This window comes from Verrucomicrobiia bacterium, from assembly GCA_035946615.1.
Classification (GTDB): domain Bacteria; phylum Verrucomicrobiota; class Verrucomicrobiia; order Limisphaerales; family UBA8199; genus DASYZB01.
The window spans coordinates 13,134-37,685 of the sequence record DASYZB010000133.1 but is presented as its reverse complement, the minus strand read 5'-3'; the positions used below and the strand labels follow the sequence as shown (position 1 = coordinate 37,685).

Here is a 24,552-nt window from a genome sequence, read left to right as displayed (position 1 = left end):
ATGGTTCGTGTGATTTGACAAAAATCCGAAAAACACGGATCATTGAGAATCGACCGCTTGTTTTGATGTTTTGATGCAAAGTGCGGCGCAGCCGTTTTTAATCCAGGCATATGGGCCAGCCGCGCAAAATCACAGTTAGAGTGCCACCCGGCTTTACTCTTATAGAGTTGCTGGTGGTGATTGCTATCATTGCCATTCTGGCCGCCTTGCTCCTTCCGGTACTGTCCAAAGCAAGGGAAAAGTCCTATAGCGCCTACTGCCTGGGCAATGGCCGGCAGATCATGGTGGCGGTCCACTTGTATGCCAACGACTGCAACGACTGGTTCCCTCCCAATAGTATCGACAATCCACGCGGCTTTGTCATGGGCGGCATCAAGTTCCCGGAAGCAACCAATATCCTGTGGCTCATCGATCCGCAACGCGCCAAATTGGGTGCCTATATCCACTCAGCCGGCACATGGAAATGCCCGGCGGACAAGACACTTTGGACCGACTCGGGCGGCTATAGTTATCCTCGGATGCGCAGCTACGACGTGAATGGCGCCGTAGGCAGCCAGCCCTTATCGGTGGGAGCCGTCGATGCCCCCTGGATGGATGGCAATAATCGCAACCGCGCTGTCGCCGGCCCCTGGCGCACCTATGGCCGGTTGACCGACATTACCCAGCCGGGGCCGCCCGGTCTTTGGGTCATCATGCACAAAGACAAATTTGACCTTTATAGCCTGACGTTCCGGCTCAACATGACGACCAACCCCACCCGCTGGTTGGATTGGCCCGGCACCGATCACGGTCTGAGCACCATGCTGGCCTTTGCCGACGGTCACGATGAACTGCATCGATGGCTCGACCCACGCAGTCGCCGTCTCGATGCTTCCGGGGCCAACAGCATACAGAGCAATCCTGACAATCCTGATATTCTTTGGCTGCAGCAGCGCAGCTCAGCCCCGGTTCAGTAGTGCCGGTAGTGCCTTCGATAGGAGTTCCTGTGCTTGACACCAGCGATGGCTCGGTCCACTGTACTTTCAGAACGAAAATAGTTTTCCGCAGTTATGAAAACCTCGATGCTCTTTCCTCGCCGCTGCCTCCCTGTGATAAGCGCCATCTGCATTCTATCCACCGCCATGGCAGCCGACACCAACGCCCCAGTTGCCGATATGGCCGGGGCTACAACCGCCGCACCGTCTGCGGGGCTTCCGGCAGTGAGCGCGCCCCAAACCCAGACCCTGCCCTATGGTCTTGCTGATGTCGTAAAACTGGCCCGCGCACAGGTCAGTGATGATGTCATCATCAACTACATTCGAAGCACAGGCACTATTTATAATCTGAGCCCAGGCGATATTGTTTATCTTCGCGACCAAGGTGTTTCTGACCGTGTCGTGAGTGCTATGCTCGATCAGCGTCGAAGAGCTGTGGAGAGCGTCACGCCCCAACCCATGCCGCCTGGTGTCGCGCCAGGTGTCCCCAACGCGCCCCCTGTCCCGGATGCCAATACGGTCCCACCAGCCCCTTACTACTCAGGCCCGCCTCCCGGCTATGATCAAACTGCCCCTCAGCCAGTTGAGCCTGCCCCGGCCCCTTCGACCACGTACGTGATTCCTTACACACCAGTAAACCCTTATTATCCGTATTATGATTACGGCTATTCGTACCCCTATTGGGGAGGGTATTATGGAGGGCCGGTCGTTACATTCGGCTTTGGCGGGTTCTACGGTGGGTTCCATCATTACGGCGATTTCGGCCATTTTGGGGGCGGTCATTTCGGCGGCGGTCACTTCGGTGGCCGCGGCGGCGGGTTTTCAGGGGGCCACGGCGGTGGACACCGGTAAAATGGTGTTGAAGGGAACCCTCCAAAACAGCCGCGATTAACCAGCCCTTGAAGGCGCAGGCATGTCGGCTTTGTCTGGTGGACCGAGCGGGCGGCGGCGCAGGCGGTTTTGAATCCAGAGCCGCCACACCATCAGAAACGCTTCGCGAATGATGTGGCCGGTCATTTTGGAATGGCCCTGGTAACGGTCTGTGAAGATGATGGGCACTTCGACCACGCGCATTCGCTGGCGCCAGAGCCGATGGGTCATCTCGATTTGGAAGCTGTAGCCATTTGAATTAATCGCCGCCAGATCGATGGCTTGCAGGGCGCGGCGGCGAAAGCATTTATACCCGCCGGTCGGGTCGGTAAAAGGCATCCCCGTCACAATCTGGACGTATTTGGCCGCGCATTTGCTCAACATCAGGCGGCTGAGGGGCCAGTTGATAATTCGGATGCCGTTGAGGTAGCGAGAGCCCAGTACGAGATCGGCTTCACGAGCCGCTTCCAAAAACATGGGAATGTCGTCTGGATTATGAGAGAGGTCCCCATCCAGTTCGAAGACAAATTCATATCCCTGTTCGAGCGCCCACTTAAAGCCTGCAATGTAGGCGCGACCCAGACCATTCTTTTCCGTCCGGTGCAGGACGTGAATGGAGGGATGCCGCGAGGCCAACTGGGCAGCCAGCTTGCCGGTGTCGTCGGGCGAATTGTCATCGACTACGAGAATGTCCACCGCGACCGGCAACGCCAGCAGCCGCTGGGTCAGCGGCGGGAGGTTCTCCCGTTCGTTGAAAGTCGGTACGACGACGAGGGTCTTGTTCATGGGATGCGCAGGCCCAATGATTAGATAGGCGACATCCTTTCCGAAAACAAGCCAAGATTCCTAACTAACGTCTCTCAGGGCCGGGGGCAGCAGCGGACGCAACGGGCAGGAACCGCATGCAGGGTTCTTTGTGCGACAAAAGTGTTTTCCGACCATGACCAACTGGGCGTGGAAGTCCTGCCAATAATCCAGCCGATTGCATCGGCGCTTCTGGTTGAGGGCGCCTTCGCAGAGCTGTTGCAAATCGTGGTAATCCGCAAGCGCAGTGCTCCACCCGTGCCGCTGGAAGATACGTTTGGTGTAGGCGTCTATGACAAACCGGTGGTGTCCGCCTGCGTAAAGCAACATGCTGTCCGCTGTCTCGGGTCCGATACCATGCGTATCGAGCAGCCGCTCACGTATCACGGAAGTTTCCCCGGCAAAGAACCGTTCGAGGTCGCCGCCAAATTGTTCCACCAGAATCCGCAGGAAACTGCGCAACCGGCGCGCCTTCACGTTGAAATAACCGGCAGGTCGGATGAGTTGCGCCAGGTGCGCTTCGCTGGTTTGAAAGAGCTTCTGTGGCGTCAGCAGGCCGGCTGACTTGAGATTGGCGATGGCGCGTTCCACGTTGGTCCAACTGGTGTTTTGAGCCAGAATCGCACCCACACACACCTCGAAGGGCGTTTCGCCGGGCCACCAATGTTGATGCCCAAAATGGCGCCGCAGCAGGCGGTAGGCAGTGCGCAAGGCGCGGACTCGATCGCGTTGGAGGGGAGTTTTCTTCATCGCTCCAACCCTGGTTAAACAGTGGACAGGCCAGCCTTGGAATTGCTCCGTTCCTCCTGCTCCTGAAAACCAGTAGCACGCTCGTTAAGTTCGATCCGATTCACTGCCGTTTGTGACTTTATGGAGCGCTCATGAGCCGATAGAATCTCGGTCCAGGGGACCCAACCGCCGCGCTATCTACCACGGTGAGGCTATTGCTTGTGGCGGAGATGGGCGGACCGAGATTGCTCCAGGAGGCCTTGAGCAGGTTGGTCGTGTATTGGACCTGATAAACCAAGCCAGTGGTTGTACGCCAACCCAGGCGGAAACCCGATGGCAGTACGGTGGCGGTTTGGATCGCCAAAGAGGGAATTGGCGTGACGCTGACATCATCCAGGCCAAAGCCGCCCGGGGGATTCTCAGCGGCGAATTGCAGGACGGTGTTGGTGCTGGCCGCGGTTAGGATAAACTGGGGATTCGTCCATGGGAGAACGGGTGGATTGAGCAGGCTGTAGATCGTATTGGAGGTTGAAAGTTTGTTGGTGTTCCAATTGAACAGGAATTGCTGGCCGGCGCCGGTGGTTTGATTATTGACCCAGAAGGACACCAGATAATCCTGGCCCGGGATAGTGGCCAGGTTCTGGGACAGAGTTGCCAATAAGGTATCGCCGAGGAACGCGCCGTAATTGCCGGAATGGACGATGGAACTGAAGGAACTGGTCTCGACTGCATTGTAAACGGTCGTTCCGGTGACGATATTGCCGATTAGTGTCCAGCCGCTGAAATCACCGCTTTCGAAGCCGCCATTCTGCACGATGGATTGGCCGACCTGGAGAGTGAAGGGAACGGTTTGGACGGCATGCGAGGTCTGATTCGTGAAGGCTACATTGCCATTGTAGTTTCCCGCGACGAGGGCGGCGGCGGCTGGCGCCAATTCAACAGTGATTTGGGCTGCCGTTCCGGGCGCCAAGCCGCCATTAGTTGGAGCGGCACTAAGCCAGGTTGGGACACTCAGAGACCAACCGAATGAGGCTGCACTGCGATTGGTCAGCGTTAAAACGGCCGAAACGGGGATGAAGGGGCCACCTGCAGGTCCGCTGGCGATAAAACCGCTCGAAGGCGCCACTGCCAATGAATCTGGCGGACCTGCGAGGGCATCGATCAGGTTTTTGCCAGCAGGTGTGCCCCAGCCGGTGCACAGGTCGTACCCGGATACAGCATAAAAATTGGTGGGGCTGCTGGACCAGGCATTGTTGCCCGCCGTTACATCGTGAAAGGCAGAGGTGTAGCTAGCGCTCTTGGCAAGCGCGTAAACCGCGGGGTTCACAAAACCCACAGCAGCCTGGCCACCCAGAGCGGCTTGCTGGTTGATCAAGGCGGTAAATGCGGCCCACAACGGCGTGGCGCAGCTTGTGCCCTCCACCGTTGTGCTGGTCCCGTTGCCATAGCGTACATAGATGTTATCGGCCGTTAGGGCCACATCCGGGATGTTGCGGTGAGTCGTCGAACCGGAGTTGGAGCTCATATCAATTCCTGTCTGCCAACTTGGAATTGAGTAATAGGAACTGATGCCCCCGCTGCTGCCGGCGCCTCCGCCTGCATTCCACACCTTTTCTGATGCCCACGCCCCCCCCGAGCCACTCGTCGTGAGCGTTGTTCCTCCCACCACGGTAATGAAAGGGCAACTGGCTGGGGCATCCGTTTGCGAGGGATCATCCACCTGCCCTGGGGTGAAGGCGTCGCTGTCCCCTGATGCGGCAAAAAAGGATTGGCCTTGGGCAGCCATTTGCTTGAAAATATTATCGGTAGTCGCGCTCGGTCCCCCACCCCAACCCCAGGAGCAACTCAACTGCTTTACCTGGTTGCTGGAGGCCATCGCGCTCAACACATCATTGGGCAGTCCATTTGGGCCGCCCTCAAATACGATAATCTTCGCAAGCCCGGGCGCCATCGACACGGCCATTTCGATGTCGAGAGACACCTCCGTATTACCGCTCTGCGGGCCAGTGGTCGGCACCCCGTTATAGCCGTCCAGCAGCACCGTTTGCAGCGGAATGGCCGGCAATCCTGCGGCCACTTCATATGCAGAAATATCTGCCTGATAATAGCCATCGAATTGGAGCAAACCGACCTGCTGGCCGGCGCCGGTCAGGGACAGGCCGGGAGCATAGGCGGCACGAAAGTCATTGCCCATGTAAGTGCCGCCTGAACCCGAACCGGTCTTGGGCGTGGCCCCGGTAGTGCCGGTGGGGGATTGAATGTGAACATTGGGATGCGGCAACACGAAATTGTTCAAGCCGCTCACGTCCAGGATCGGCAACTGCGCCTCCACAGTCGGCTCAGAATCAGGAGCAAAAAAATCGCGCGGCTCAGTCGGGTGCCGGTAAGTGCGCAAAGTAATATGAAAGGCGCGCTGGATTTCCGCCACTGAGCCATTCACATCCAGCAACAGCCGGTTGCCGTGTCTGGCTGTAACGGCAAGGCCAAACCGCTGTGCAAAAGCAACCACCTGCTCATATTGCGCCTGGGTGGGCCCAAACTTTTGGGCAAACTGTTCGGGAGTCAGGTATTGGCGATAATTCGGGTCATTTGGATCATAGAGCTGCTGCAGAAAGCCGTCCAAGCCTTTGGAGTCGGACAATTGAAGGCCAATAGCCAGATTCAATCGGCTTTCGGGTGGCAGGGTGCCGAGGGGGGCCAGGCGCGCAATCGCTCGAGGGACATAACCATGCAACGTTTTCATGCCCGAGGTTGAGGCATGCAAGGAATTTCCGTAGCCCCGCCCGCTCAGCACCAGGCAAGTGACCCAGCACAAGCGCCAAGCGCTCCAGAGAACTGCTATTGGCCTATTCGCTCTTTTGCTTAGTTCAAAACTTTTACCTCTCCGCAATAGGGATCGCGGCCTCAGGGGTCTGCATGGGGAGATTGTATCCACAGAATTCTCGCTTTTTCTATTCCAAGAGTTTACCAGACTAACGAACATTGCGCGCAAGCGCAAACCGAATTGCAAAAACATTATGAAAACCCTTCTGGCAGAGGCAAATCGCGTCCCACTCGCTCAGCAGATTGAAGAGGTGGTCATGTCCACCCCTGTGGTCGATATCCACACGCACCTGTACGACCCTGCGTTTAAGGAGTTGCTGCTCTGGGGCCTGGATGATCTGCTCGTTTATCATTACCTGGTGGCGGAGGTCTTCCGCTATATCACCATCCCGTTCACCCAATTCTGGGAGATGTCCAAGACGGCCCAGGCAGACCTGATCTGGCAGGAGCTTTTTCTAAAGCATTCACCGATTTCAGAGGCCTGCCGCGGCGTTCTAACCACCCTGCATTTGCTGGGATTGGATGTGAAGAAGCGCGACTTGCCGGCCTTGCGCCACTGGTTTGCGCAACAGCGGGTCGGGGCTCATTTGACGCGCTGCATGGAGTTGGCGGGCGTCAGCCGGATTTATATGACTAATTCTCCTTTTGATGAGCTGGAACGGCCAATTTGGGAAAAGGGTTTCCGGCGTGATGCGCGTTTTATCGCAGGATTGCGCATCGACCCGTTGCTGCTGAACTGGACCGAAACCGCCCGGCGCCTGGCGGCTTGGGGCTATAAAGTGACCTCCAGCGCGTCCTCTCAAAAGACCTTCGACCAGGTGCGGCGCTTTCTTGCCAACTGGACAAAACGGATGGAAGCGCGCTACGTCATGGTTTCTTTACAGGCGGATTTCCAATTGCCGGCAAAAGCCATGACGACCCAGCTCATCGAGAAAGCCGTGCTGCCCCATTGCCGCGAATTCGGACTGCCCTTTGCCCTGATGCCCGGCGTCAGGCGGGCTGCAAATCCACAATTGAGACTCGCGGGCGATGGGGTCGGATTAAGCAACATGGAGGTGCTGCAAACCTTATGCGCCCAGTACCCCGATAATAAGTTCATGGCAACGATTCTCGCGCGCGAGAATCAGCATGAAGCCTGCGTGCTAGCTCGCAAATTCCGCAACCTCCATCTTTTTGGCTGCTGGTGGTTTAATAATATTCCTTATCTCGTAAACGAGTTGACCCGGATGCGCATCGAGTTGCTGGGCCTGAGCTTCACCCCGCAGCATTCGGATGCGCGCGTTCTGGACCAAATTGTCTATAAATGGCGCCACTCGCGCCGTATCATCGCTGACGCGTTGGTGGATAAGTATTCGGAACTGGCAAATACCGGCTGGCAGGTGAGCCAGAAAGAGATCGAACGCGATGTAGCCGGCTTGTTTGGGGGGGCTTTCGAGGAATTTTGCACAAGTTAGGAAGAATCCAACCCTTCGCGCAGACCGGTACAAGAGAGCGCGCCAGGGTCTTGGACTGCGGTAGTCCTCTACCGCTTTTCCCAAGAACGCCTCCAGTCATGCCACGCAGTTGAGCATTTCCATACCCCAAAAGGCTATAAGGGCTGGCGCAGTCCACGACGCTTCGCGAGGATTTGTACAAGAGAGCGCGCCAGCTCCAAATTCGTACTAATTCGTGAAATTCGTGTCTAGGTCTGAGGGGGTAGCCTCTTTTGGTTTACTTGCGGGCGCAGTCTAAAAGCTGCATGCTCTAATGATGCCGGGTCTTATTGCCATTGTCGGGCGGCCCAACGTGGGAAAGTCCGCCTTGTTCAACCGTATCGCCGGACGGCGTATCGCTATTGTGCACGATCAACCAGGCGTGACGCGCGACCGGATAAGTGCCGAAGCGGAGTGGGATGGGCGGGCCTTTACGCTTATTGACACCGGGGGCATTGGCCTGCTGCGCGGCGAGAAGGCCTCAGACGCCATCAGCCGGGCCGCCCTCGAACAGGTGGAGTTGGCGATTGAATCGGCCACTCTCATCATTCTGGTGACCAATGTCCAGGAGGGCGTTGTGCCCTTGGACCGCGAAGCCGTCGCGCGATTGCGCCGCAGCGGCAAACCGGTCCTGGTGGCTGTGAACAAAGTCGATACGCTCCAACGCGAGGCAGGCCTCCCCGAATTCGCCCAACTCGGCTTTGAACAACTGTTCCCCGTCAGTGCCATTCATGGGGAAGGCATTGAAGCGCTCATGAAGGCGGCCCTCGCTTTTTTGCCGGCAGCCCCGCAGGTGTCTTTGCTCGCGCAGCCACCGTCGATGCAAAACGAACAGCCCGGCGAGGGGACGCCACTCATCGAACATGCCGGCAGCGGCGCACCGTTGCCGCTAAAACTCGCGATTGTCGGCAGGCCAAATGTTGGAAAATCTTCGATCATTAACGCCCTGACACGCTCCGAGCGCGTCATCGTAAGCCCGACCCCGGGCACCACGCGCGACGCGGTGGATGTGCCATTCGTCGTCGAGACCAATGGCGCGTGCGAGTCTTACCTGCTGATCGATACCGCAGGGATGCGCAAAACACGGCGCGTCAACGATTCGGTGGAGTTTTTTAGCGTCAAACGCGCGGAGGAATCCATCGCTCGCTGTGATATTGCCATCCTGGTGCTGGACGCCGAGGCCGGAATTACCGAGCAGGATAAGAAAGTAGCGGATCGAATTGTCGAGGAACGCAAGGGCTGTATCGTCGTGGTGAACAAATGGGACCTCATGGAGTCCGGCGTCCGCCAGGCGCGCGAGGAGGAAATGGAACGCCGGCGCCGGAAGGACCGCGACAGCCAAAAATTGATGACCACGTTGGCTGAGTTCGGCGGATGGGTCCAGCAACACCTGTTCTTCCTCGACTACGCCCCGGTGATTTTCACCTCTGCAAAATCAGGGTTCAATCTCGACCGCTTGCTCGAGGCAGTGCGGTACATCGCCGCCCAACTCCAGCAGAAGATCCCCACTGCGATTCTCAATAGAACGCTCCAGGACGCAGTGGAACGCCGCCAACCCGTCAGCGCACATGGACACCGCCTTAAATTCTTTTACGCTACCCAGGTGAAAGAAGCGCCACCGACCTTTCTTCTTTTTATCAATCGCGAGGAGTTGTTTTCCGCTCAATACAAAAAGTACTTGGCGGACCAACTCCGCAGGGCTTTTGGGTACGAAGGTTGCCCCATTCTGTTGGTCCCCAAAGCCCGTCCGAAGACCATCGAGCCTGTGCGGAAACGACACAACAAATCAGGCGCAAGGGTGAAAGGCAGAAAGATGGAGGCAGAGAGATAAGAAGCGTTTATGATTCCTTTTAACTTTACGACTGATTAACACCTTATTCACAGGGTGTTATTCCCAGGCCGGGAAATTGTCCGAAAGTGACTTTCGGGGAGCGAGTTCCTGATAAAAGAGGTTGGGAATAACGTTTGCGTAAATTCTTAGAAATTTTCCTTGCCCCCCAATATATGGGGTGTAAGCTTCAATCGTTCCCCCACTAATGGGGTTCAGCCTCGAACCGGGGCTCAAATGTCGTCGAAAATCGGCAACTTAACTTCAATCCAGTGCGGCTTCCGTTGAAGGCTGGTCAGCGGGCCCTCCAGCAGCAACAATAACAAAGGAATACCATGATGGATACAAGTTCGGAGACCTTAGCGTCGGCTCCCCACGCCGCGGGGCGGCGTGCCAATGGCGTGAGCGCGGGACGTGCCCCCAGGCGAAATGGAGTGGCAGCGAAAAACAACATCAAAATCGAGCGCGTCTTCAGCGATCCTAAAATAGCCCCCTTCGATCAGGTTGAATGGGAGCGGCGCACAGCAGAAATCGCGGATGACGCCGGCAAGGTCATTTTCAAACAGGAAGATGTCGATGTCCCCAAATCCTGGTCATTGCTTGCGACCAAGGTTGTTGTTTCAAAGTACTTTTACGGCGAGCAAGGGACTTCCGAACGGGAGACTTCGGTGCGCCAGCTTATCCAGCGGATTTGCCGAACGATAGCGGATTGGGGCGTGCGCGATGGGTACTTCACCAAGGAGACCGGCGAGGTCTTTTATGATGAACTGACCTGGCTCTGCCTCAACCAGTATGGGGCTTTTAATTCGCCGGTCTGGTTCAATGTGGGATTGTATCATGAATACAATGTCGGCAACAAATCCAGCCGCGGCAATTGGTGCTATAACCGCAAGACCAGCCAGGCTGAGCGGGCCAGCACGCAATACGAATTCCCACAGTGCAGCGCGTGCTTTATTCAGTCGGTCGAGGACAACATGGAATCCATCATGCGCCTGGCCCACAGCGAGGCAATGCTCTTTAAATTCGGGTCTGGCACCGGCACGGACCTGACTCCTATCCGTTCGAGCAAGGAAAAGCTCAGCGGTGGCGGACGCCCGAGCGGACCCTTGTCGTTTCTCAAGGTCTATGACCAAGTCGCCAATGTGGTCAAGTCGGGAGGCAAAACCCGGCGCGCGGCCAAGATGAACACCCTGCGCGATTGGCATGGTGATATCGAAGAGTTCATCGATGCCAAGCAAAAGGAAGAAAAAAAGGCCTGGGCGCTTATCGAGCAGGGCTACGACGGCTCTTACAATGGCGAGGCCTATGGGAGCGTGATGTACCAGAACGAAAACCTTTCCGTGCGCGTGAGCGATGAGTTCATGCAGGCTGCCCTGGAAGGCAGAGAATGGTGGACCCGCTCGATCACCAGCGGCAAACCCCTCCATAAGAAAGACGCGGCGGCATTGCTGGCCAAGATAGCCGAAGGCACTTGGATCTGTGGCGACCCGGGCCTGCAATATGACGGGGCGATTCAAAAATGGCACACGTGCAAAGGCACCGAACCCATCCATTCCACCAATCCGTGCTCCGAATATGTGTTTCTGAACAACACGGCGTGCAACCTGGCCTCGCTGAACCTGATGAAGTTCAAACGCGAGGATGGCACATTCGCGGTGGAGCGGTTCAAAGCCGCTGTGCGTGTTTTCATCACCGCCCAGGAGATTCTTGTCGATAATGCCAGCTATCCAACCGCCGAAATCGCAGAAAATTCGCACATCTTCCGCACCCTGGGGCTGGGCTATGCCAATCTTGGTTCGTTGATCATGAGTTACGGCCTGCCGTACGACTCAGATGAAGGGCGGGCCTTGGCCGGCGCGCTGACGGCTATCATGACCGGCCATGCTTATGAACAATCGGCTGAACTGGCTCAAGTCATGGGGCCCTTCAAAGGCTACCGCGACGCCCGTTGCGCGCACGTGACCAAGCCGGCCGCGCCCGACAACGTCCATTCAATGCTGGAGGTGATCCAACAGCACCGCGACGCCGTTGAAGCCATCCAGCCCAGTGAGGACTTCAATTACCTCAAAGATGAAGCGCGCCGGACCTGGGACGGGGCTATCGAGCGCGGGCGCGCCGTGGGCTACCGCAACGCGCAAGTTACGGTGCTGGCCCCGACCGGCACCATCGCCTTCCTGATGGATTGTGATACGACCGGCATCGAGCCGGATATTGCATTGGTGAAATACAAGCTGCTCGCCGGGGGCGGCTTGCTGAAGATTGTGAACCGCACTGTTCCCGAAGGGTTGCATCGGCTTGGCTACAACCCGAAACAGGTCGAAGAGATCGTTGGGCATATCGAGAAACACGACACGATTGAAGACGTTGAGGAGAACAGCCACCCACTCTGCAGCGGGTTAAGGCCCGAGCATCTGCCGGTGTTTGATTGCGCTTTCAAGCCTTATCGGGGCCGCAGGAGCATTCAGTACCTGGCGCATTTGAAGATGATGGCTGCGGCCCAGCCGTTCATCAGCGGAGCAATCTCCAAGACGGTGAACATGCCCAGGGAAAGCACGGCCGAAGATGTCCGCGATGCCTATGTGCAGGCCTGGAAGATGGGACTCAAATGTGTCGCCATCTACCGCGACGGCTCGAAGCGCTCACAGCCGCTCAATACGAAACGAACCAATGAAGGGGAGAAAGGCGCTGAGGGTGTTCCCCTGGAAGGCCGGCTCAAAGATCTCGAGACGGAAGTCACGCATTTGCGTGAGCAAAACGGCAAACCGTTGCGGCGGCGCCTGCCGGACACCCGAACCGCCATCACACACAAATTCGATATCGCCGGCCACGAGGGTTACCTCACCGTGGGTTTGTTCGATAACAACGAGCCGGGCGAGCTGTTCATCACGATGGCCAAGGAAGGCTCGACCATCGGCGGGTTGATGGATGGCATTGGCACACTCACAAGCCTGGCCCTGCAATATGGCGTCCCGCTGGAGGCCCTGGTGCGCAAGTTCGCCCACGTCCGTTTCGAGCCATCCGGCTTCACCAAGAACCCGGAAATCCGCAACGCAGCCTCCATAACCGATTATGTCTTCCGCTGGATGGGCTTCCAGTTCATTCCGGGTTACCGCGAGGAATATTCGCCTAACCGGCACCAGCCCGAGTTGGCCATCCCGGGCCTGGCGGAGGAACTCAAAAAAAAAGTGAATCGTCCAGTGCCCGAACTGGCGCTGGCGGAAGATAGCGAAGCAGACCTTAAGAACGGGACTGCGGGCAATGGCGCAACACATGCCTCTTTGGGCGCTTATTCGGTAAAATCCCTGAGCGATGCCGTTGCCCATTTCCAGCAGGATGCCCCAACCTGCCCCAATTGCGGCCACGTCGCCGTGCGCAATGGCGCCTGCTATAAGTGTCTCAACTGCGGCGAAAGCCTCGGTTGTTCCTGACCATACGGAAGACTCCTGCGGGCCGGGAAGGTACTACGGCTTCCCGGCCCGTTTTGTAAAAGTTCATATGCCTGCGCATTTCAAATAGCGGGGACACATTATTGCCACCCACAATACACGCCATTTCGAGCCGGCAGGCGTGCAGATATTGGACCCAATGGCCTGAAAGCAGTTCCACGGCTTAATCGGGGAAGACCCCATAGTGCCGGAGCAAGCCTCGGCTCAATATTGTTAAGGATTAGAACGTATCCAAGGATGCAGCCATCTTATGAAAATGAAAGTTGTCCTCTTTATCGGAGTTCTGGGGATTTCCTGCGCACAAGCCCAGACGCAACAACCCTACTCAGGCCAAAATCAGCAAACAGCTCCAGGCTATACGGCGCCTGCCCAGGGCTACGGCGCTCCCAGACCAGATTACAATTATCAGGCCCAGGGCTACACGAATAATACGACAGCATTGGGGGCCAGCAATTTAAACTTTACCAACCAAACCGGCCAGGTCTTCTCCGTAGGGCAATTGGCGTCGCAACTGCAGAACCTGCGAGCGGCGATTGACCAGACCATGCCGGCGCTGACCGCCTTTAACAAGCAGTACGGGTCGTCCGCCGCTGGAAGCCAATCTCTGGCCAGCCGTCTTTCAAGTATCGTATCGGGTTCTTCGCCGACCCCTGCCAATGGACAGAACGCTTCGGAGTTAACTAAAGTGGAGGACGCGTTGCGAAATCTGCTTTCAAAGAATAATAATGGCGCCACACCGGTGACCGCTAACATGATAACGGACCTTCAGACGCTCCAACGCGATTTGCAGCCCGTCCCGGCACTGTTGCAGGATTTGAATATCGGCAGCAACTTTTCTGCGGCACCCTCCCAAGTCATCTCGTCCACACCAACCAACCTTTTTAATCGATCCTACACCCCAACAGGACGGTAGCCAGCGGGAAGCGCGCCCGCCTTAAGCGCTATTCGGCGCGCCTCGCGAACCGTTCGCCAGCATCGGAGGGCCAGAGGCAAGATGCTGCCCATTTTGCCCATTTCGCGTTTTGTTGATTAAAACGCTTGCAACTCCCGCCCAAAGTCATTGTAAAATCCGGGCTTTGACGGATCGGCCTGCTGTGAATTGGCGGTAATTCCCCAATCGAGGTCGTTGAACCCACTGAGAGTTCAACCAGGCCGGTCCCGGGAATCTGGATATGGCACGAATATCGACCGGGTTGCTAACGTCCACCGCCCTGGAGCGGCGGCTGACATTGCGCGGGCGGCTCACCAAACCCATTGCGGCCTGCTGTATCGCGCGCCTGCTGGTTCTGGCAACCGAGGACCATCGCCAACCTATTATCGCTTATATCGATTCTGGCGGAGGTTTGGCATCAGAAACCCTCGGGATCCTTTCTACCATGAATGGCATCCGTTGTCCTGTCATTACGTTTTGCAACGGGCAAGCCGCGGGTCCTGCCCTGGTTATCGCCGCTCACGGCCTGAAGGGCTTCCGCGTTGCGGCGCCGGGCGCCCGGTTTTCCTTCAAGCTTCTGGCCGAGACGAGCAGAGGGCGGAAAGCGGGCGGCATCGAGTCCACTCTGCGGCTCTTGGCCGATACGCTTGCTGAGGATGCGCAAAAGCAACCAGCCGATGTGTTGGAATGGTTTCGAGCAGGGACAGAGTTTAGCGCCCAGGAGGCGCTCGAACAGGGACTCATTGATGCGATTGGAACTCAACCGCTGTTGCCTGAGAGCGGGCAAACGACTACTGAAAAGGGATGAACGGATTCCCGTTACTTCGTTACTTGGTCAATTCCTTAAACTGTGGATTATCCCGAAGTGCGGCAAAGCGCGGGTCTTTGGCGGCTTCGGCGCGAAGATCGCGGGCTTTGGGGTCCTGCTTTAGTCGCTGGTTGCTCAGAGTGATGGCCTGGCGCAAGGCAGGCAAAGCTTGGGCCATTTTTCCCAAAGTCGCCTTCAACGCCGCCAGGTCATACCATACTTCCGGTGTGCCGGGGGTAAGCTTTGCGAGTTTTTGCAGCGTTTGTTTCAGCTTCGAGTAATTTCCAGAGGCGGCGTATTGCTGGGCAAGTAATAAAGCCGTGTTGGGGTCGAGATTGGTGCTGTCGAGGATGTGTTGTAAAGTTTGCGCGGCGAGCCCCGTCTCTTGGAGGTCGCGATAGCCCTCGGCCAGGCCGATTCCGGCTTGGAGGTTGGTCGGATAGGTCTGAAACTGACCCGCTAACCGGTTGACAGCCGCCTTGAGTTCAGCGGGGCTGACCAGACTGGCAAATGCCGGAACCAAAGCCCGCAGAACATCCGCATCGGCATGAGGATTGTTCAGGACCCGAGCCAAAGTTTGAACCGCGTGGCCGGTCTGCCCGGTCTGCAAATAGACGCTGGCCAAATTGAACGCGAGCTGAAAATTATCCGGGTTCTGCGCGACCTCGGTTTCGAGTTGGGTGGAGTTGAGCCCGCTGTGTTGGGCCTTCCAATCCCGGAGCCGCTTAACCAGATCAATCACGCCGCCATTGTAAGGGTCCAGTTCGAGGCACGTCGTGGCGATGATCAGCGCCTCATCGAGGCGTTGCTCCCCTAACAGAAGGTTCACATAACGAAACAGGACCTCGGGGCTATACGGGCAGAACCCAAAGGCCTGGCGAAAGGCAAAATCGGCCTCCTTGCTCATCCGCTGATGCTCGGGCGTCCCTGGTTTGGATTTGCTCAAACGCCATGCATAGACCCCCGCAATGGCGCTGCGGAGTTTCGAGAAGGACTTTTGCGCCTGGTCATCCCGAATGAATTTGCGGTCGCCCGTGTAGCCGGCGAAATCGCGGCGCAGATAGACCTTCTCGACCCAGCCAGCGATGTCTTTGATCGGGGTATCGTACGTGATCCAGTTGCCGATAAGCCGATCGGAGTATTTTGTCCAGAATTCGTGATCTCTTCTGACTATCTCGTCGGTCAACTCGGGCAGCGGCTGCCGATTGAGCTCCATGATGATCCCGAAGGGTGTCAGGTAAGGATACATCCAATCCAATGGAAAGCTCTCCTCGACGTAGAATTCGTTCTTCGGATTGTGATCGAAAATGACTTTGGTCAGCAGGCCATTGATTTCCATAACGGCGACATGCCCCGAGATTTGTATCCTGCCGCTTCGAGGGTCGTAATGGACATCTTCGCCCGGTTTAATTTCGTTCAATTGAAGGCGGTGCTGGGCATCTGCCATGTACTCACTAAAACAGCGCGCCGAGTCTTCGGCGGTCGGACAGTAAATCTCCCGATCGGGATAAACCCCACCCAGGCTCTTGGCGATTTCCTGCGGATATGCCGCCTCGATGAGCAGCCGGTTGAGGCGGACCCGCGTGTCGCTCTGCGGGTTTTGCCTGATAAAATCCTGCAGATACTCGGAAAGATGGACTTGCTGGAAACGCGCTGGCGCGTATAAGGGGCCGAGCTTCTGCAGCGCCTCGATCTGGGTTTCCAGGGTTTGAACGCGGCGGTGGTCTGTCTCCGAAAGACGGCCCGCGGGCCCTGCCTGTTGCAAAGAACCCAAAGCCGCCTTCTTTTCCAGGAGTTGCTTCTTCACCTCCAGTTCACGGTCGATCAAAGCATTCAAGTCCGTGGCCAGACCCCGGCGCAGGGCAGCGCCTCCCACACTCGAGGTGAGCAGCGCTCGAGTCTCGGGGAGAAGGTTCTGGTAAATATAACTTGAAACCGGGTCTTGCTGCGCCCTTAAAAGGCCCGCCAAACGCGGCAGGTCGATGAAATCACTCTCAGAAAACCAGGAGGTATAGGTGCGCCGCCGCTTTTCCACACGGGCGCCGAAGCCTTCAAAGGCCACATCCAGCGGGCGCACAGCGCGTGCCAGGAAGTTTGTGTACTTATAAGTCCGCTCTTTCTCCGAGCGAAACAGCTCTTGGAAAAACGGTGGATCGATTTGAGCGCTCCGATTGTACTGGGCCCTGATGTAATCGAGGTAGGTCCCATCAGCCAGGGCGTTTTGAGTGATGATATAAACATCCCGTCGATCGAAGGACTGATCGGCCGCGGGTTGGCAGTTGTGGGGAATAAAGCTGTCACAGAAAATCATGTAGGTCGGACAGAACCGGCCAGGATCGGTTCCACCGAACAAGACGGCGTTTTTTGCCATCTCCGGGTAAAGCCCTTTGCCGCCGGCTGCCTTGAATGGCGGATGGAACATGTCATGGCCAAAGTAATATCCGAACCAGTGGTTGCGCTCTTCATTGTCGGACCAGTGAGTCAGGATGGAATACAGCGGCATCAAGGCGAACAAGCCCAGGGTAACGGCCAGCGGAGCGCGTTTGCGGTAAATGACCAGAGCGCAAAGGAATGTCAGCGCCATTGCGACGAGGATTAACCCGGCATAAACCGGCAGCCCGTATTGATCCTTGTTCGTAAAGGTTTGGCCAACAAATGATAAAAGTTGTGAAAGCGGCACATTAGCCGTTTCTCCAAAAAAGGTGCGCCCGGTCAGGTCTGTAAAAGAGTAAAGGGCCAAGGCCAAGGCCACCGCTCCGCAGGTCAGCCCCCAGGCGCGAAAGCGTTGGTATTGGGTCGCCATAAATGCCGCAATCAGAGTGAGGCCATAGCCGATCAGGAGAGCGATCAACGTGTGTGAAGCGGTGAAAAACACGCGCACCAATTCCTGCGCCGCGCGGTCCGGAGGCGGATTGAGAAGAATCAGCAGCAGGACACCCAGGCAGAGGTAAATGGCCGTGATACCGATTAACCACGCCCGCTCGCGTCGATGCAGCTTAAAAAAGAAAACAAACGGGACCAGAGCCAGAAAGGCATAGACCCAGTTGAATTCTTCGATGATCCCCGTACCGAGCATGGTGAGTTGAGTGAGAAATCGCAGCGGATCATGGATGATATCGGTCGGATTGGTTTTCTCGTACTGACCCCTGGTAAAGGCGTGAAAAAACCCCTCGACGGTCCTTGGGTAGCCCCATTCCATGGGCGGATTGGTCATGCCGGCCAGGGGCATGTAGAAATAAAAGGACGCGCCGGCGATCCAGCAAAAGCCGCACACCATCACCGCCAGCCATTCATGCCCTAGCCGCCAGGTATCCGCCCCGAATTTGATGCCGCCGGCCACGCCCGCCACCGCGAGAGCCCAGCCGAAAAAACCGAGAGCCGGCGCCGCGGGAAGGGCGAGGAAAAAGAGGGCCAATGATGCGTCAAAACCAATCTCTTTGGCCGTGATTTTTGTCAGAACTGCAAACCAGAGGTACAGGGCGATGGAGGCCGCCCCGACGACGTGGAAAATGATGAAAACAGCATGATTGGATTCGAGGGCGGTGAGGATGTTTTCTCCCGCGAGAATCCAGGCGCCGAAATAGATAATGATGTTGCCCAGCCAAAGATAGCGGCCCATGCGGAGGTGGGCGGCCGCGATAGCGACCTCGATGCCCATGGCGGCGACAATCAGCGTTTGGTGGTTTGTGAAGCAGATGCCATGGAAGAACAGGGCAAGATACAAATAGCGCTTTTGATGCGGAGCATAAACCCACCGCAAAATGCAGAGCAGCACGATCATCAACGAGGCAATGCTGAACGAGTAAACCTCGACGATAACCGATTGGCTCCACATGAATCCGTTGAAACCGATCAACATCCCCGCCACAAACCCGGAGACCACGCAAATGGCGCTTTCCCATCGGCCAGCCATGGCTTTGAGTTCATCGATGCCTTCCATGAGCAGGCTGCTGCCGCGTGATACAATGAAGGCCAGCAGGCCGGCCGCCAAAGCCCCGCCCGTTGCTTCCCCCAGGGCCACGCGCCAGGCCGCGTTCTTGATCGGAACCAGCACGGTCCATAACCACGTGTATATCGTCCAAACCGGGTAACCGGGCGGATGGGGAATGCCTGCGTAGAACGAACCGGTCGCCAATTCCCCGGAATCTTCCAGGGTCAACTCCGGGGCTAGCGTCAGATAATAGCCAATCCAAACGGCGGCGAAGGTGATGAGAAATGCCAGCCAATCTATCCGGCGAAACAACGGGGGAGTCCTCGGGATGGGAGGGGCGAAACCCCGGCCCGGCGGGACGTTACCGGTCCGGCCAGGTGTGAGCGGGTTGGATTTAGCCGTGGCCATTCAATTGTACCGCTAATCTGCGCTGATGATCGCTAATGAGAAAGGTGAAATATGACAGCAGCTATCGAACACCCAGGCAGTTCACTGAACGTGATCTCGCTATGCCCCGGACGCTAGCGGGAGCCATTTTTAGCGTTCGATTAGCGAAGAGCAGCGGTTTTAATTTGTCCCCGCAGAAGCCGAAGGCCCGTAACCGGGAGTCGAACCGTTCCCGTTCGTCCACTCAAAAGTCTCTTTCGGCAAACTGTTCTGGGCACAGGCAAAGCTGCGAGGCAGCCAGGCGGCGGCGCTTTGGTTGCTCAGGGCCACGGCGATCATCTCGGGCGAAGCATGCGTGCTGGAGATCGTGGCGCTGTTGCGCTGGCCAAAGAAGACGCAAACCAGCAGCAATGCCGCCGTCACCGGCACCAGCCAGGCAAAGCGGAATGTGGGCTCGACCACAACCGGCTCTGGTGAATCCTGGCCTGTTGCCGTTCGATTTTGTCGGCCAAAAATGCGCGCCTTAAGCCCCGCGGAAGGGCGGCGTGGCGCCCAGGAGCGCAAGTGTTGTTCGTTCAGTTCGTTCATACGATGGTCCTTTCAGTGAGGCCCTCAGCTTTTGCAGGCCATAGCGGTAGCGACCAGCAGCGGTATTGGGCGAGAGACCCAGCAACTCTCCTATCTCTTCGAAGGTATATTCATGCCATATTTTGAGGACAATCACCTCGCGCTGCTCGGGCGGCAGCTCGCGAAGGGCTTTCATCGCCTCGCGCTCGGCAGGGCTTTCGGAAGGGGATTGCTCGAACCAGCGTTGCGACTCCCATTCCCGCGCCAGCCGCCGCCATAAACTGCGGCGATAGTTCAAAGCCCTGTTGCGAAAGCTGCGGATGCAGTAATGCTCGGGCCTAAGCGGCGGCTCGGTCCGCTGGATCAGGGACATAAAAGTCTCCTGCACAACGTCTTCGGCCTCGCCATGACTGAGCCCAAGAGCCCGCCCATAAAGGATTAACTCCGACGCCTTCGCTTCGTAGAGCGCCTCGCACCAATTACATTGTTTAGGCTCGTCGGCCATTCAAAGCTTTACCTGATAGACACCAAGAGTCGCTGGATTTGTATAAAGATTCCAGATTCCATTTGCACGAATTTAGGCTTTGGCCCGCGCTTGGCCCAGAATGCCCTGGTTGAACGGTTGGTGTGGCAGGTGTTGCCATAATCGAAACCTTACCGCATGACTTACCGGAGACAAGGTAATATCGTTTCAGATGATTTCCTGCGGCCTTTTGGGAGATTGCTCCTTTTTTGTTTCCCATTCACAGTTTCATTTGTTATCCCATGTCTGCGTGCGCGCATTATCTTTAGTTATCGGTTTGAGTCTCTGCTGCCTGCTGGGCCCTCTGGCCTGGGCGGACGAATTCAAACTGACGAACGGCCAGACCCTCACCGGCGAGGTATTGCCCACATCGGCTAATGATCAAGGGGTCGAGGTCAAAATAGCCGAGGGCCAATATCAACGGGTCCCCTGGTCGAACTTTTCTCAGGATGACCTCAAGACGTTCGCCAAAAACCAGAGAATGGACCCCTTTGTCGAGCCGTTCATCGAAGTCAATCCAGCGGAGAAAATTCAAAAGACCGAGGTCAACCTTAAGCCCCCGCCGCGGCTCGAGCGGCCCCCCAAGCAAGCCCTTTTCAGCGCCCTGCTTTCTTCGAGTGTGGGCGTGTTCGTCCTGCTCGTTCTCTATGCCACCAATATCTATGCCGCCTTTGAAATAGCCATCTTCCGAGCGAAACCGCCGATGTTGGTCTGTGGCCTCGCCGCCGTCCCGGTGCTCGGCTTTTTAGCGCCTATCGTCTTCCTTTCGCTCCCCACTCGGATTACCAAAACGGCCCCTGCGATGGAAGTGCCCGAACCTGCCTCTGGCGAAACCGCCGCTAACGACGCGACCGCTGTGGCCGCCGGCGAGGATGAGGTCAATCCGATGCACGCCGACGGCGCCGCGCATCCTTCGGGCCTCAAGTTGGCGCATTCGGATACCGAAACCACCCACAAACCCAAGCTGCCCGAGACCATCACCTATCAGCGCGGCCAGTTCACCTTCAACCGCCGCTTTTTTGAGACGAAGTTCCCCGGCTTTTTTAGCGTCGTGCGGCGCGACGCGGAAAAGGACCTGCTGCTCGTTATCAAATCGTCCCGGGGCGAATATGCCGGGGACCGCATCAGCCGCATCGCGGCCAATGACATCCACCTGCAGGTCCCACGCGGGCATGCGACTGAGGAGGTTCTGATCCCTTTCCAGGAAATCCAGGAAATACGTTTGAAACATAAGGACGCGTGAAGTACCGCACTATTCTGTTATTCGGCGCGCCCGGCGCTGGAAAGGGCACCCAGGGAAAAATCCTGGGTTCTGTGCCGACTTTCTTCCATTGCGCTTGCGGCGATGTGTTTCGCAGCCTCAAAACCGACAGCCCGGTGGGCCAGATATTCCTCGAATTCTCCAGCCGCGGCGAGTTGGTCCCGGACGCCACGACGGTGCAGCTTTGGCATCATTTCATCGAGGCGAGCATCCAGGCCGGGCGCTTTCACCCGCAGGAAGATGCCCTGGTGCTGGACGGCATCCCGCGCAATGTCTCGCAGGCTGAAATGCTCCAGGACAAGCTCGACGTTGTGGCACTGTTTAACCTTCGTTGTGCCAAGCCCGATGTGCTGGTCCACCGGCTCCAACGCCGCGCCTTGAAGGAAAACCGGCTCGATGACGCTAACCTCGATGTCATCCGCAACCGCCTCGCCACCTACGACCGGGAGAGCAAGCCGGTCCTCGATTTCTACGATAAAAAACTCGTTCACCGCATTGATGCCGGCCAGGCCCCGGTTAAAGTCCTGTTTGATATTTTGCGGCACGTCGTGAAAGTTTAGCCGATATGGCGCAGCAATTCGGCGAGTTTACCGCAAGCGAGCTTTATTGTCCTAAATGTGGCCGCGCCCAACCGGTCCGTGAACGGCTGCTCCTGGTTTTGCCTACAGGCGAATTGCACGAATTCCTTTGTTCTCAATGCGCGACTTCGCTTGGCAAACGCACCGTGACCGGTCCTGCCGTTAGCCCGCCCCAACAGGCGCGCCGGCGGCCCCCGCCTCCCGTTCGCAAGCTCCTGCGCTAGTCTGGGAGACCAAACTGTGCCCGCGCTGCGCATCATCTTTATGGGCTCGGCCTCACTATCCTGCGCCAGCCTACAAGCCCTGCTCAGCGCGCCGGGTGTCCAAGTGGTCGCTGCAATTACCCAACCTGATCGACCTAAGGGCCGCGATCTCAAACTCCATGCCTCCCCTGTCAAAGAACTTGCCGCCTCCGCTGGCCTTCCTGTCCTGCAACCCCAACGCGCGCGCGACCCGAGGTTCGGTGTTGAGCTTTCCCAGCTTCGGCCCGATCTGATTGCGGTTGCTGCGTATGGCCAGATACTCCCACAAACAATTCTGGACTTGCCTCCGCACGGCTGCGTGAACGTACACACCTCGTTATTGCCGAAATACAGAGGCGCCGCCCCGATTCAATGGGCCATTCTCAACGACGAACCCCAAACCGGCGCCACCATTATGAAGATGGATGCCGGACTGGACACTGGGGCTATCCTTGCCCAGGCCGCCACTCCCATTTACCCTCACGATACCGCCGAGACTCTCCATGATAGGCTGGCACAACTTGGAGCGGACCTGTTGGTCCGAACCATTCCCGATTACGTGGCTGGCAAATGCCAGCCGCACCCTCAATCCGCTGAGGGGGCCACCTTCGCGCCGAAGATCAAAAAGGAAGACGGCTGCATCGATTGGAACCAGCCCGCGCGCGTGATTTGGAATCGAGTCCGCGGGCTGACTCCTTGGCCCGGCACATTCACGTTTATCCCTGCCGCACCGACTCCGCACCTGCTGAAAATCTGGCAGGCCGATGTCGTCGATGTGCAGGGAACACCGGGCGAGGTCCTTCGCGCAGAACATTCGGGGATTGTAATCGGCTGCGGCCAGCGCGCCCTGCGCGTCTTAATCCTTCAACTCGAAGGGGGCCGCCGCCTCAGCGCCGGTCAATTCCTGGCTGGACACAGCCTGGAACACGGGCAGCATCTGGTCAGAGACAGATTATGAATCGAAGAGAATTCATCCGCAGCAGCTCACTGGTCACTTCAGGCATTATGCTCGCATCGCACAGTTGGGCGGAAAGGTCCGCCTCAGAATTCCCGGTTGTGCGGACTCCGGAAGCAAAGCGAAAGTTTAAAAGCCCTGCCGTCGAAGGCGCTATCGAGCAAATCCAATCCTCGTGTCCCAATAAAGAAATCGCCTGGATGTTCGGGAATTGTTTTCCCAACACCCTGGACACCACCGTCGATTTCGAGGTGATTGATGGCCGCCCTGATACCTACGTCATCACCGGCGACATCGACGCGATGTGGCTGCGCGACAGCACCGCGCAGGTCTGGCCTTACCTCCCGCTGATAAAGCAAGACGACAATTTGCAGCAGCTCATCGCCGGGGTCATTAACCGCCAAACCCGCTGCATCCTCAAGGACCCCTACGCCAACGCCTTTTACAAAGACGAAAACAAGGTTAGCCAGTGGAAAAGCGATCTCACCGAAATGAAACCAGGCGTCCACGAACGCAAATGGGAGGTCGATTCCCTCTGCTACCCCATTCGCCTGGCCTATCATTATTGGAAACACACCCAGGACTCCGCCCCACTGGACGGCGCCTGGCACGATGCCATCCTCGCCACCTTGCGGACCTTCAGGGAACAGCAGCGCAAGCACGACCACGGCCCATACCATTTCCAGCGCCGCACCGAAGTTCAGACCGACACCGTGCCGCTCAGTGGTTACGGAAATCCAGTCAACCCGGTCGGCCTCATCTGTTCTATCTTCCGGCCCAGTGATGATGCAACCATCTTCCCATTTCTGGTGCCCTCTAATTTCTTTGCCGTTGTGAGCCTGCGCCAGGCCGCCGAGCTGTTGGACCAGGTTTCCCGCGATCCACAAGCTGCCGCGCATTGCCGCGACCTGGCTAGTGAAGTGGAGGGCGCCCTCCGGCAGTACGCCACGGTCCATCATCCAAAGCTCGGCCCGATCTATGCCTACGAGGTGGATGCCTTCGGCAACTTCTATTGCATCGACGACGGTAACGTGCCCAGCCTGCTTTCCCTGCCCTATATTGATGCCGTCAAACCGCGCGATAAACTCTATCTCAACACGCGGCGATTCATCCTTTCGGATGCCAACCCCTATTATTGCCACGGCAAAGCCGCCAACGGCCCGGGCGGACCTCATGTCGGCCTGAACATGATCTGGCCGCTGGGCCTCATCGTTGAAGGTTTGACCAGCACCGATGACCGCGAGATTCGCCACTGCCTGGACACCCTGCGCCGCACCCACGCCGGAACCGGCTTTATACACGAAGCCTTCAATAAGGACGACCCGAATAAATTCACGCGTTCGTGGTTCGCCTGGGCCAACACCATTTTCGGCGAATTTGTTCTCAAAACAGCAAAGGAACGGCCCAAATTGCTTTCCTGAAC

General features: G+C 57.2%; 18 protein-coding genes. 12 read left to right on the top strand and 6 right to left on the bottom strand.

The window, feature by feature from the left end; translation table 11 throughout:
- The first annotated feature begins 110 nt into the window (after positions 1-110).
- Together VG146_19430 and VG146_19425 are read left to right on the top strand one after the other, a co-directional pair.
- Entirely contained in the window at positions 111-956 is an 846-nt protein-coding gene (locus VG146_19430) for a prepilin-type N-terminal cleavage/methylation domain-containing protein (GenBank protein ID HEV2394528.1), read from the top strand.
- A 93-nt stretch (positions 957-1,049) separates the two neighbouring features.
- On the top strand, positions 1,050-1,826 hold the full coding sequence (locus VG146_19425) for a hypothetical protein (protein ID HEV2394527.1): 777 nt from the start codon (positions 1,050-1,052) through the stop codon (positions 1,824-1,826).
- A 36-nt stretch (positions 1,827-1,862) separates the two neighbouring features.
- Here the strand turns inward: VG146_19425 and VG146_19420 are convergent, their stop codons facing one another.
- The 3 genes from VG146_19420 to VG146_19410 all read right to left on the bottom strand — a co-directional run bounded on the left by VG146_19420 (position 1,863) and on the right by VG146_19410 (position 6,120).
- On the bottom strand, positions 1,863-2,630 hold the full coding sequence (locus VG146_19420; GenBank protein ID HEV2394526.1) for a polyprenol monophosphomannose synthase: 768 nt from the start codon (positions 2,628-2,630) through the stop codon (positions 1,863-1,865).
- 60 nt (positions 2,631-2,690) lie between these two features.
- Complete coding sequence (locus VG146_19415; GenBank protein HEV2394525.1) at positions 2,691-3,398, bottom strand: endonuclease III domain-containing protein; 708 nt, start codon at positions 3,396-3,398, stop codon at positions 2,691-2,693.
- Between the two features lie 118 nt (positions 3,399-3,516).
- On the bottom strand, positions 3,517-6,120 hold the full coding sequence (locus VG146_19410; protein HEV2394524.1) for a protease pro-enzyme activation domain-containing protein: 2,604 nt from the start codon (positions 6,118-6,120) through the stop codon (positions 3,517-3,519).
- A 274-nt stretch (positions 6,121-6,394) separates the two neighbouring features.
- Between VG146_19410 and VG146_19405 the strand changes: the two genes are divergently transcribed.
- The 5 genes from VG146_19405 to VG146_19385 all read left to right on the top strand — a co-directional run bounded on the left by VG146_19405 (position 6,395) and on the right by VG146_19385 (position 14,685).
- Positions 6,395-7,654 carry a glucuronate isomerase gene (locus VG146_19405; GenBank protein HEV2394523.1) on the top strand — a complete coding sequence of 420 codons (1,260 nt, stop codon included), beginning with the start codon at positions 6,395-6,397 and terminating at the stop codon, positions 7,652-7,654.
- 292 nt (positions 7,655-7,946) lie between these two features.
- Positions 7,947-9,503 (top strand): ribosome biogenesis GTPase Der, encoded by a 1,557-nt coding sequence (gene der / locus VG146_19400; protein ID HEV2394522.1) that lies wholly within the window; start codon positions 7,947-7,949, stop codon positions 9,501-9,503.
- A 332-nt stretch (positions 9,504-9,835) separates the two neighbouring features.
- Positions 9,836-12,928 (top strand): vitamin B12-dependent ribonucleotide reductase, encoded by a 3,093-nt coding sequence (locus VG146_19395; GenBank protein ID HEV2394521.1) that lies wholly within the window; start codon positions 9,836-9,838, stop codon positions 12,926-12,928.
- A gap of 274 nt (positions 12,929-13,202) precedes the next feature.
- A complete protein-coding gene (locus tag VG146_19390) occupies positions 13,203-13,859 on the top strand; it encodes a hypothetical protein (GenBank protein ID HEV2394520.1) in 657 nt (218 codons plus the stop codon).
- Positions 13,860-14,118: 259 nt separating this feature from the next.
- Entirely contained in the window at positions 14,119-14,685 is a 567-nt protein-coding gene (locus tag VG146_19385; GenBank protein ID HEV2394519.1) for an ATP-dependent Clp protease proteolytic subunit, read from the top strand.
- Between the two features lie 19 nt (positions 14,686-14,704).
- Here the strand turns inward: VG146_19385 and VG146_19380 are convergent, their stop codons facing one another.
- From VG146_19380 to VG146_19370, 3 genes are all read right to left on the bottom strand, one after another.
- Positions 14,705-19,024 carry a tetratricopeptide repeat protein gene (locus VG146_19380; protein HEV2394518.1) on the bottom strand — a complete coding sequence of 1,440 codons (4,320 nt, stop codon included), beginning with the start codon at positions 19,022-19,024 and terminating at the stop codon, positions 14,705-14,707.
- A gap of 159 nt (positions 19,025-19,183) precedes the next feature.
- On the bottom strand, positions 19,184-19,465 hold the full coding sequence (locus tag VG146_19375; protein ID HEV2394517.1) for a hypothetical protein: 282 nt from the start codon (positions 19,463-19,465) through the stop codon (positions 19,184-19,186).
- 61 nt (positions 19,466-19,526) lie between these two features.
- Positions 19,527-20,075 carry a sigma-70 family RNA polymerase sigma factor gene (locus VG146_19370; GenBank protein HEV2394516.1) on the bottom strand — a complete coding sequence of 183 codons (549 nt, stop codon included), beginning with the start codon at positions 20,073-20,075 and terminating at the stop codon, positions 19,527-19,529.
- 268 nt (positions 20,076-20,343) lie between these two features.
- Between VG146_19370 and VG146_19365 the strand changes: the two genes are divergently transcribed.
- From VG146_19365 to VG146_19345, 5 genes are read left to right on the top strand one after another with little or no spacing between them, the layout of a single operon-like run.
- Complete coding sequence (locus VG146_19365; GenBank protein HEV2394515.1) at positions 20,344-21,336, top strand: hypothetical protein; 993 nt, start codon at positions 20,344-20,346, stop codon at positions 21,334-21,336.
- Positions 21,333-21,914 (top strand): nucleoside monophosphate kinase, encoded by a 582-nt coding sequence (locus VG146_19360; protein ID HEV2394514.1) that lies wholly within the window; start codon positions 21,333-21,335, stop codon positions 21,912-21,914. The genes VG146_19365 and VG146_19360 overlap by 4 nt, the downstream gene beginning before the upstream one ends.
- 5 nt (positions 21,915-21,919) lie before the next feature.
- Complete coding sequence (locus VG146_19355; protein HEV2394513.1) at positions 21,920-22,156, top strand: hypothetical protein; 237 nt, start codon at positions 21,920-21,922, stop codon at positions 22,154-22,156.
- Positions 22,157-22,172: 16 nt separating this feature from the next.
- On the top strand, positions 22,173-23,132 hold the full coding sequence (gene fmt / locus VG146_19350; GenBank protein ID HEV2394512.1) for a methionyl-tRNA formyltransferase: 960 nt from the start codon (positions 22,173-22,175) through the stop codon (positions 23,130-23,132).
- Positions 23,129-24,550, top strand: a complete 1,422-nt coding sequence (locus VG146_19345) for a glycoside hydrolase family 125 protein (GenBank protein ID HEV2394511.1) — start codon at positions 23,129-23,131, stop codon at positions 24,548-24,550. The genes fmt and VG146_19345 overlap by 4 nt, the downstream gene beginning before the upstream one ends.
- Positions 24,551-24,552: the final 2 nt, after the last annotated feature.

What these genes read in the sequence shown, in the direction of transcription:
- VG146_19380 (HEV2394518.1), bottom strand. Translation starts at nt 19,024, where the DNA reads ATGGCCACGGCTAAATCCAACCCGCTCACACCTGGCCGGACCGGTAAC.
- VG146_19430 (HEV2394528.1), top strand. Translation starts at nt 111, where the DNA reads ATGGGCCAGCCGCGCAAAATCACAGTTAGAGTGCCACCCGGCTTTACT.
- VG146_19410 (HEV2394524.1), bottom strand. Translation starts at nt 6,120, where the DNA reads ATGAAAACGTTGCATGGTTATGTCCCTCGAGCGATTGCGCGCCTGGCC.
- VG146_19405 (HEV2394523.1), top strand. Translation starts at nt 6,395, where the DNA reads ATGAAAACCCTTCTGGCAGAGGCAAATCGCGTCCCACTCGCTCAGCAG.
- VG146_19385 (HEV2394519.1), top strand. Translation starts at nt 14,119, where the DNA reads ATGGCACGAATATCGACCGGGTTGCTAACGTCCACCGCCCTGGAGCGG.
- VG146_19355 (HEV2394513.1), top strand. Translation starts at nt 21,920, where the DNA reads ATGGCGCAGCAATTCGGCGAGTTTACCGCAAGCGAGCTTTATTGTCCT.
- VG146_19390 (HEV2394520.1), top strand. Translation starts at nt 13,203, where the DNA reads ATGAAAGTTGTCCTCTTTATCGGAGTTCTGGGGATTTCCTGCGCACAA.
- VG146_19370 (HEV2394516.1), bottom strand. Translation starts at nt 20,075, where the DNA reads ATGGCCGACGAGCCTAAACAATGTAATTGGTGCGAGGCGCTCTACGAA.
- VG146_19415 (HEV2394525.1), bottom strand. Translation starts at nt 3,398, where the DNA reads ATGAAGAAAACTCCCCTCCAACGCGATCGAGTCCGCGCCTTGCGCACT.
- VG146_19420 (HEV2394526.1), bottom strand. Translation starts at nt 2,630, where the DNA reads ATGAACAAGACCCTCGTCGTCGTACCGACTTTCAACGAACGGGAGAAC.
- VG146_19395 (HEV2394521.1), top strand. Translation starts at nt 9,836, where the DNA reads ATGATGGATACAAGTTCGGAGACCTTAGCGTCGGCTCCCCACGCCGCG.
- VG146_19345 (HEV2394511.1), top strand. Translation starts at nt 23,129, where the DNA reads ATGAATCGAAGAGAATTCATCCGCAGCAGCTCACTGGTCACTTCAGGC.
- der (HEV2394522.1), top strand. Translation starts at nt 7,947, where the DNA reads ATGATGCCGGGTCTTATTGCCATTGTCGGGCGGCCCAACGTGGGAAAG.
- VG146_19425 (HEV2394527.1), top strand. Translation starts at nt 1,050, where the DNA reads ATGAAAACCTCGATGCTCTTTCCTCGCCGCTGCCTCCCTGTGATAAGC.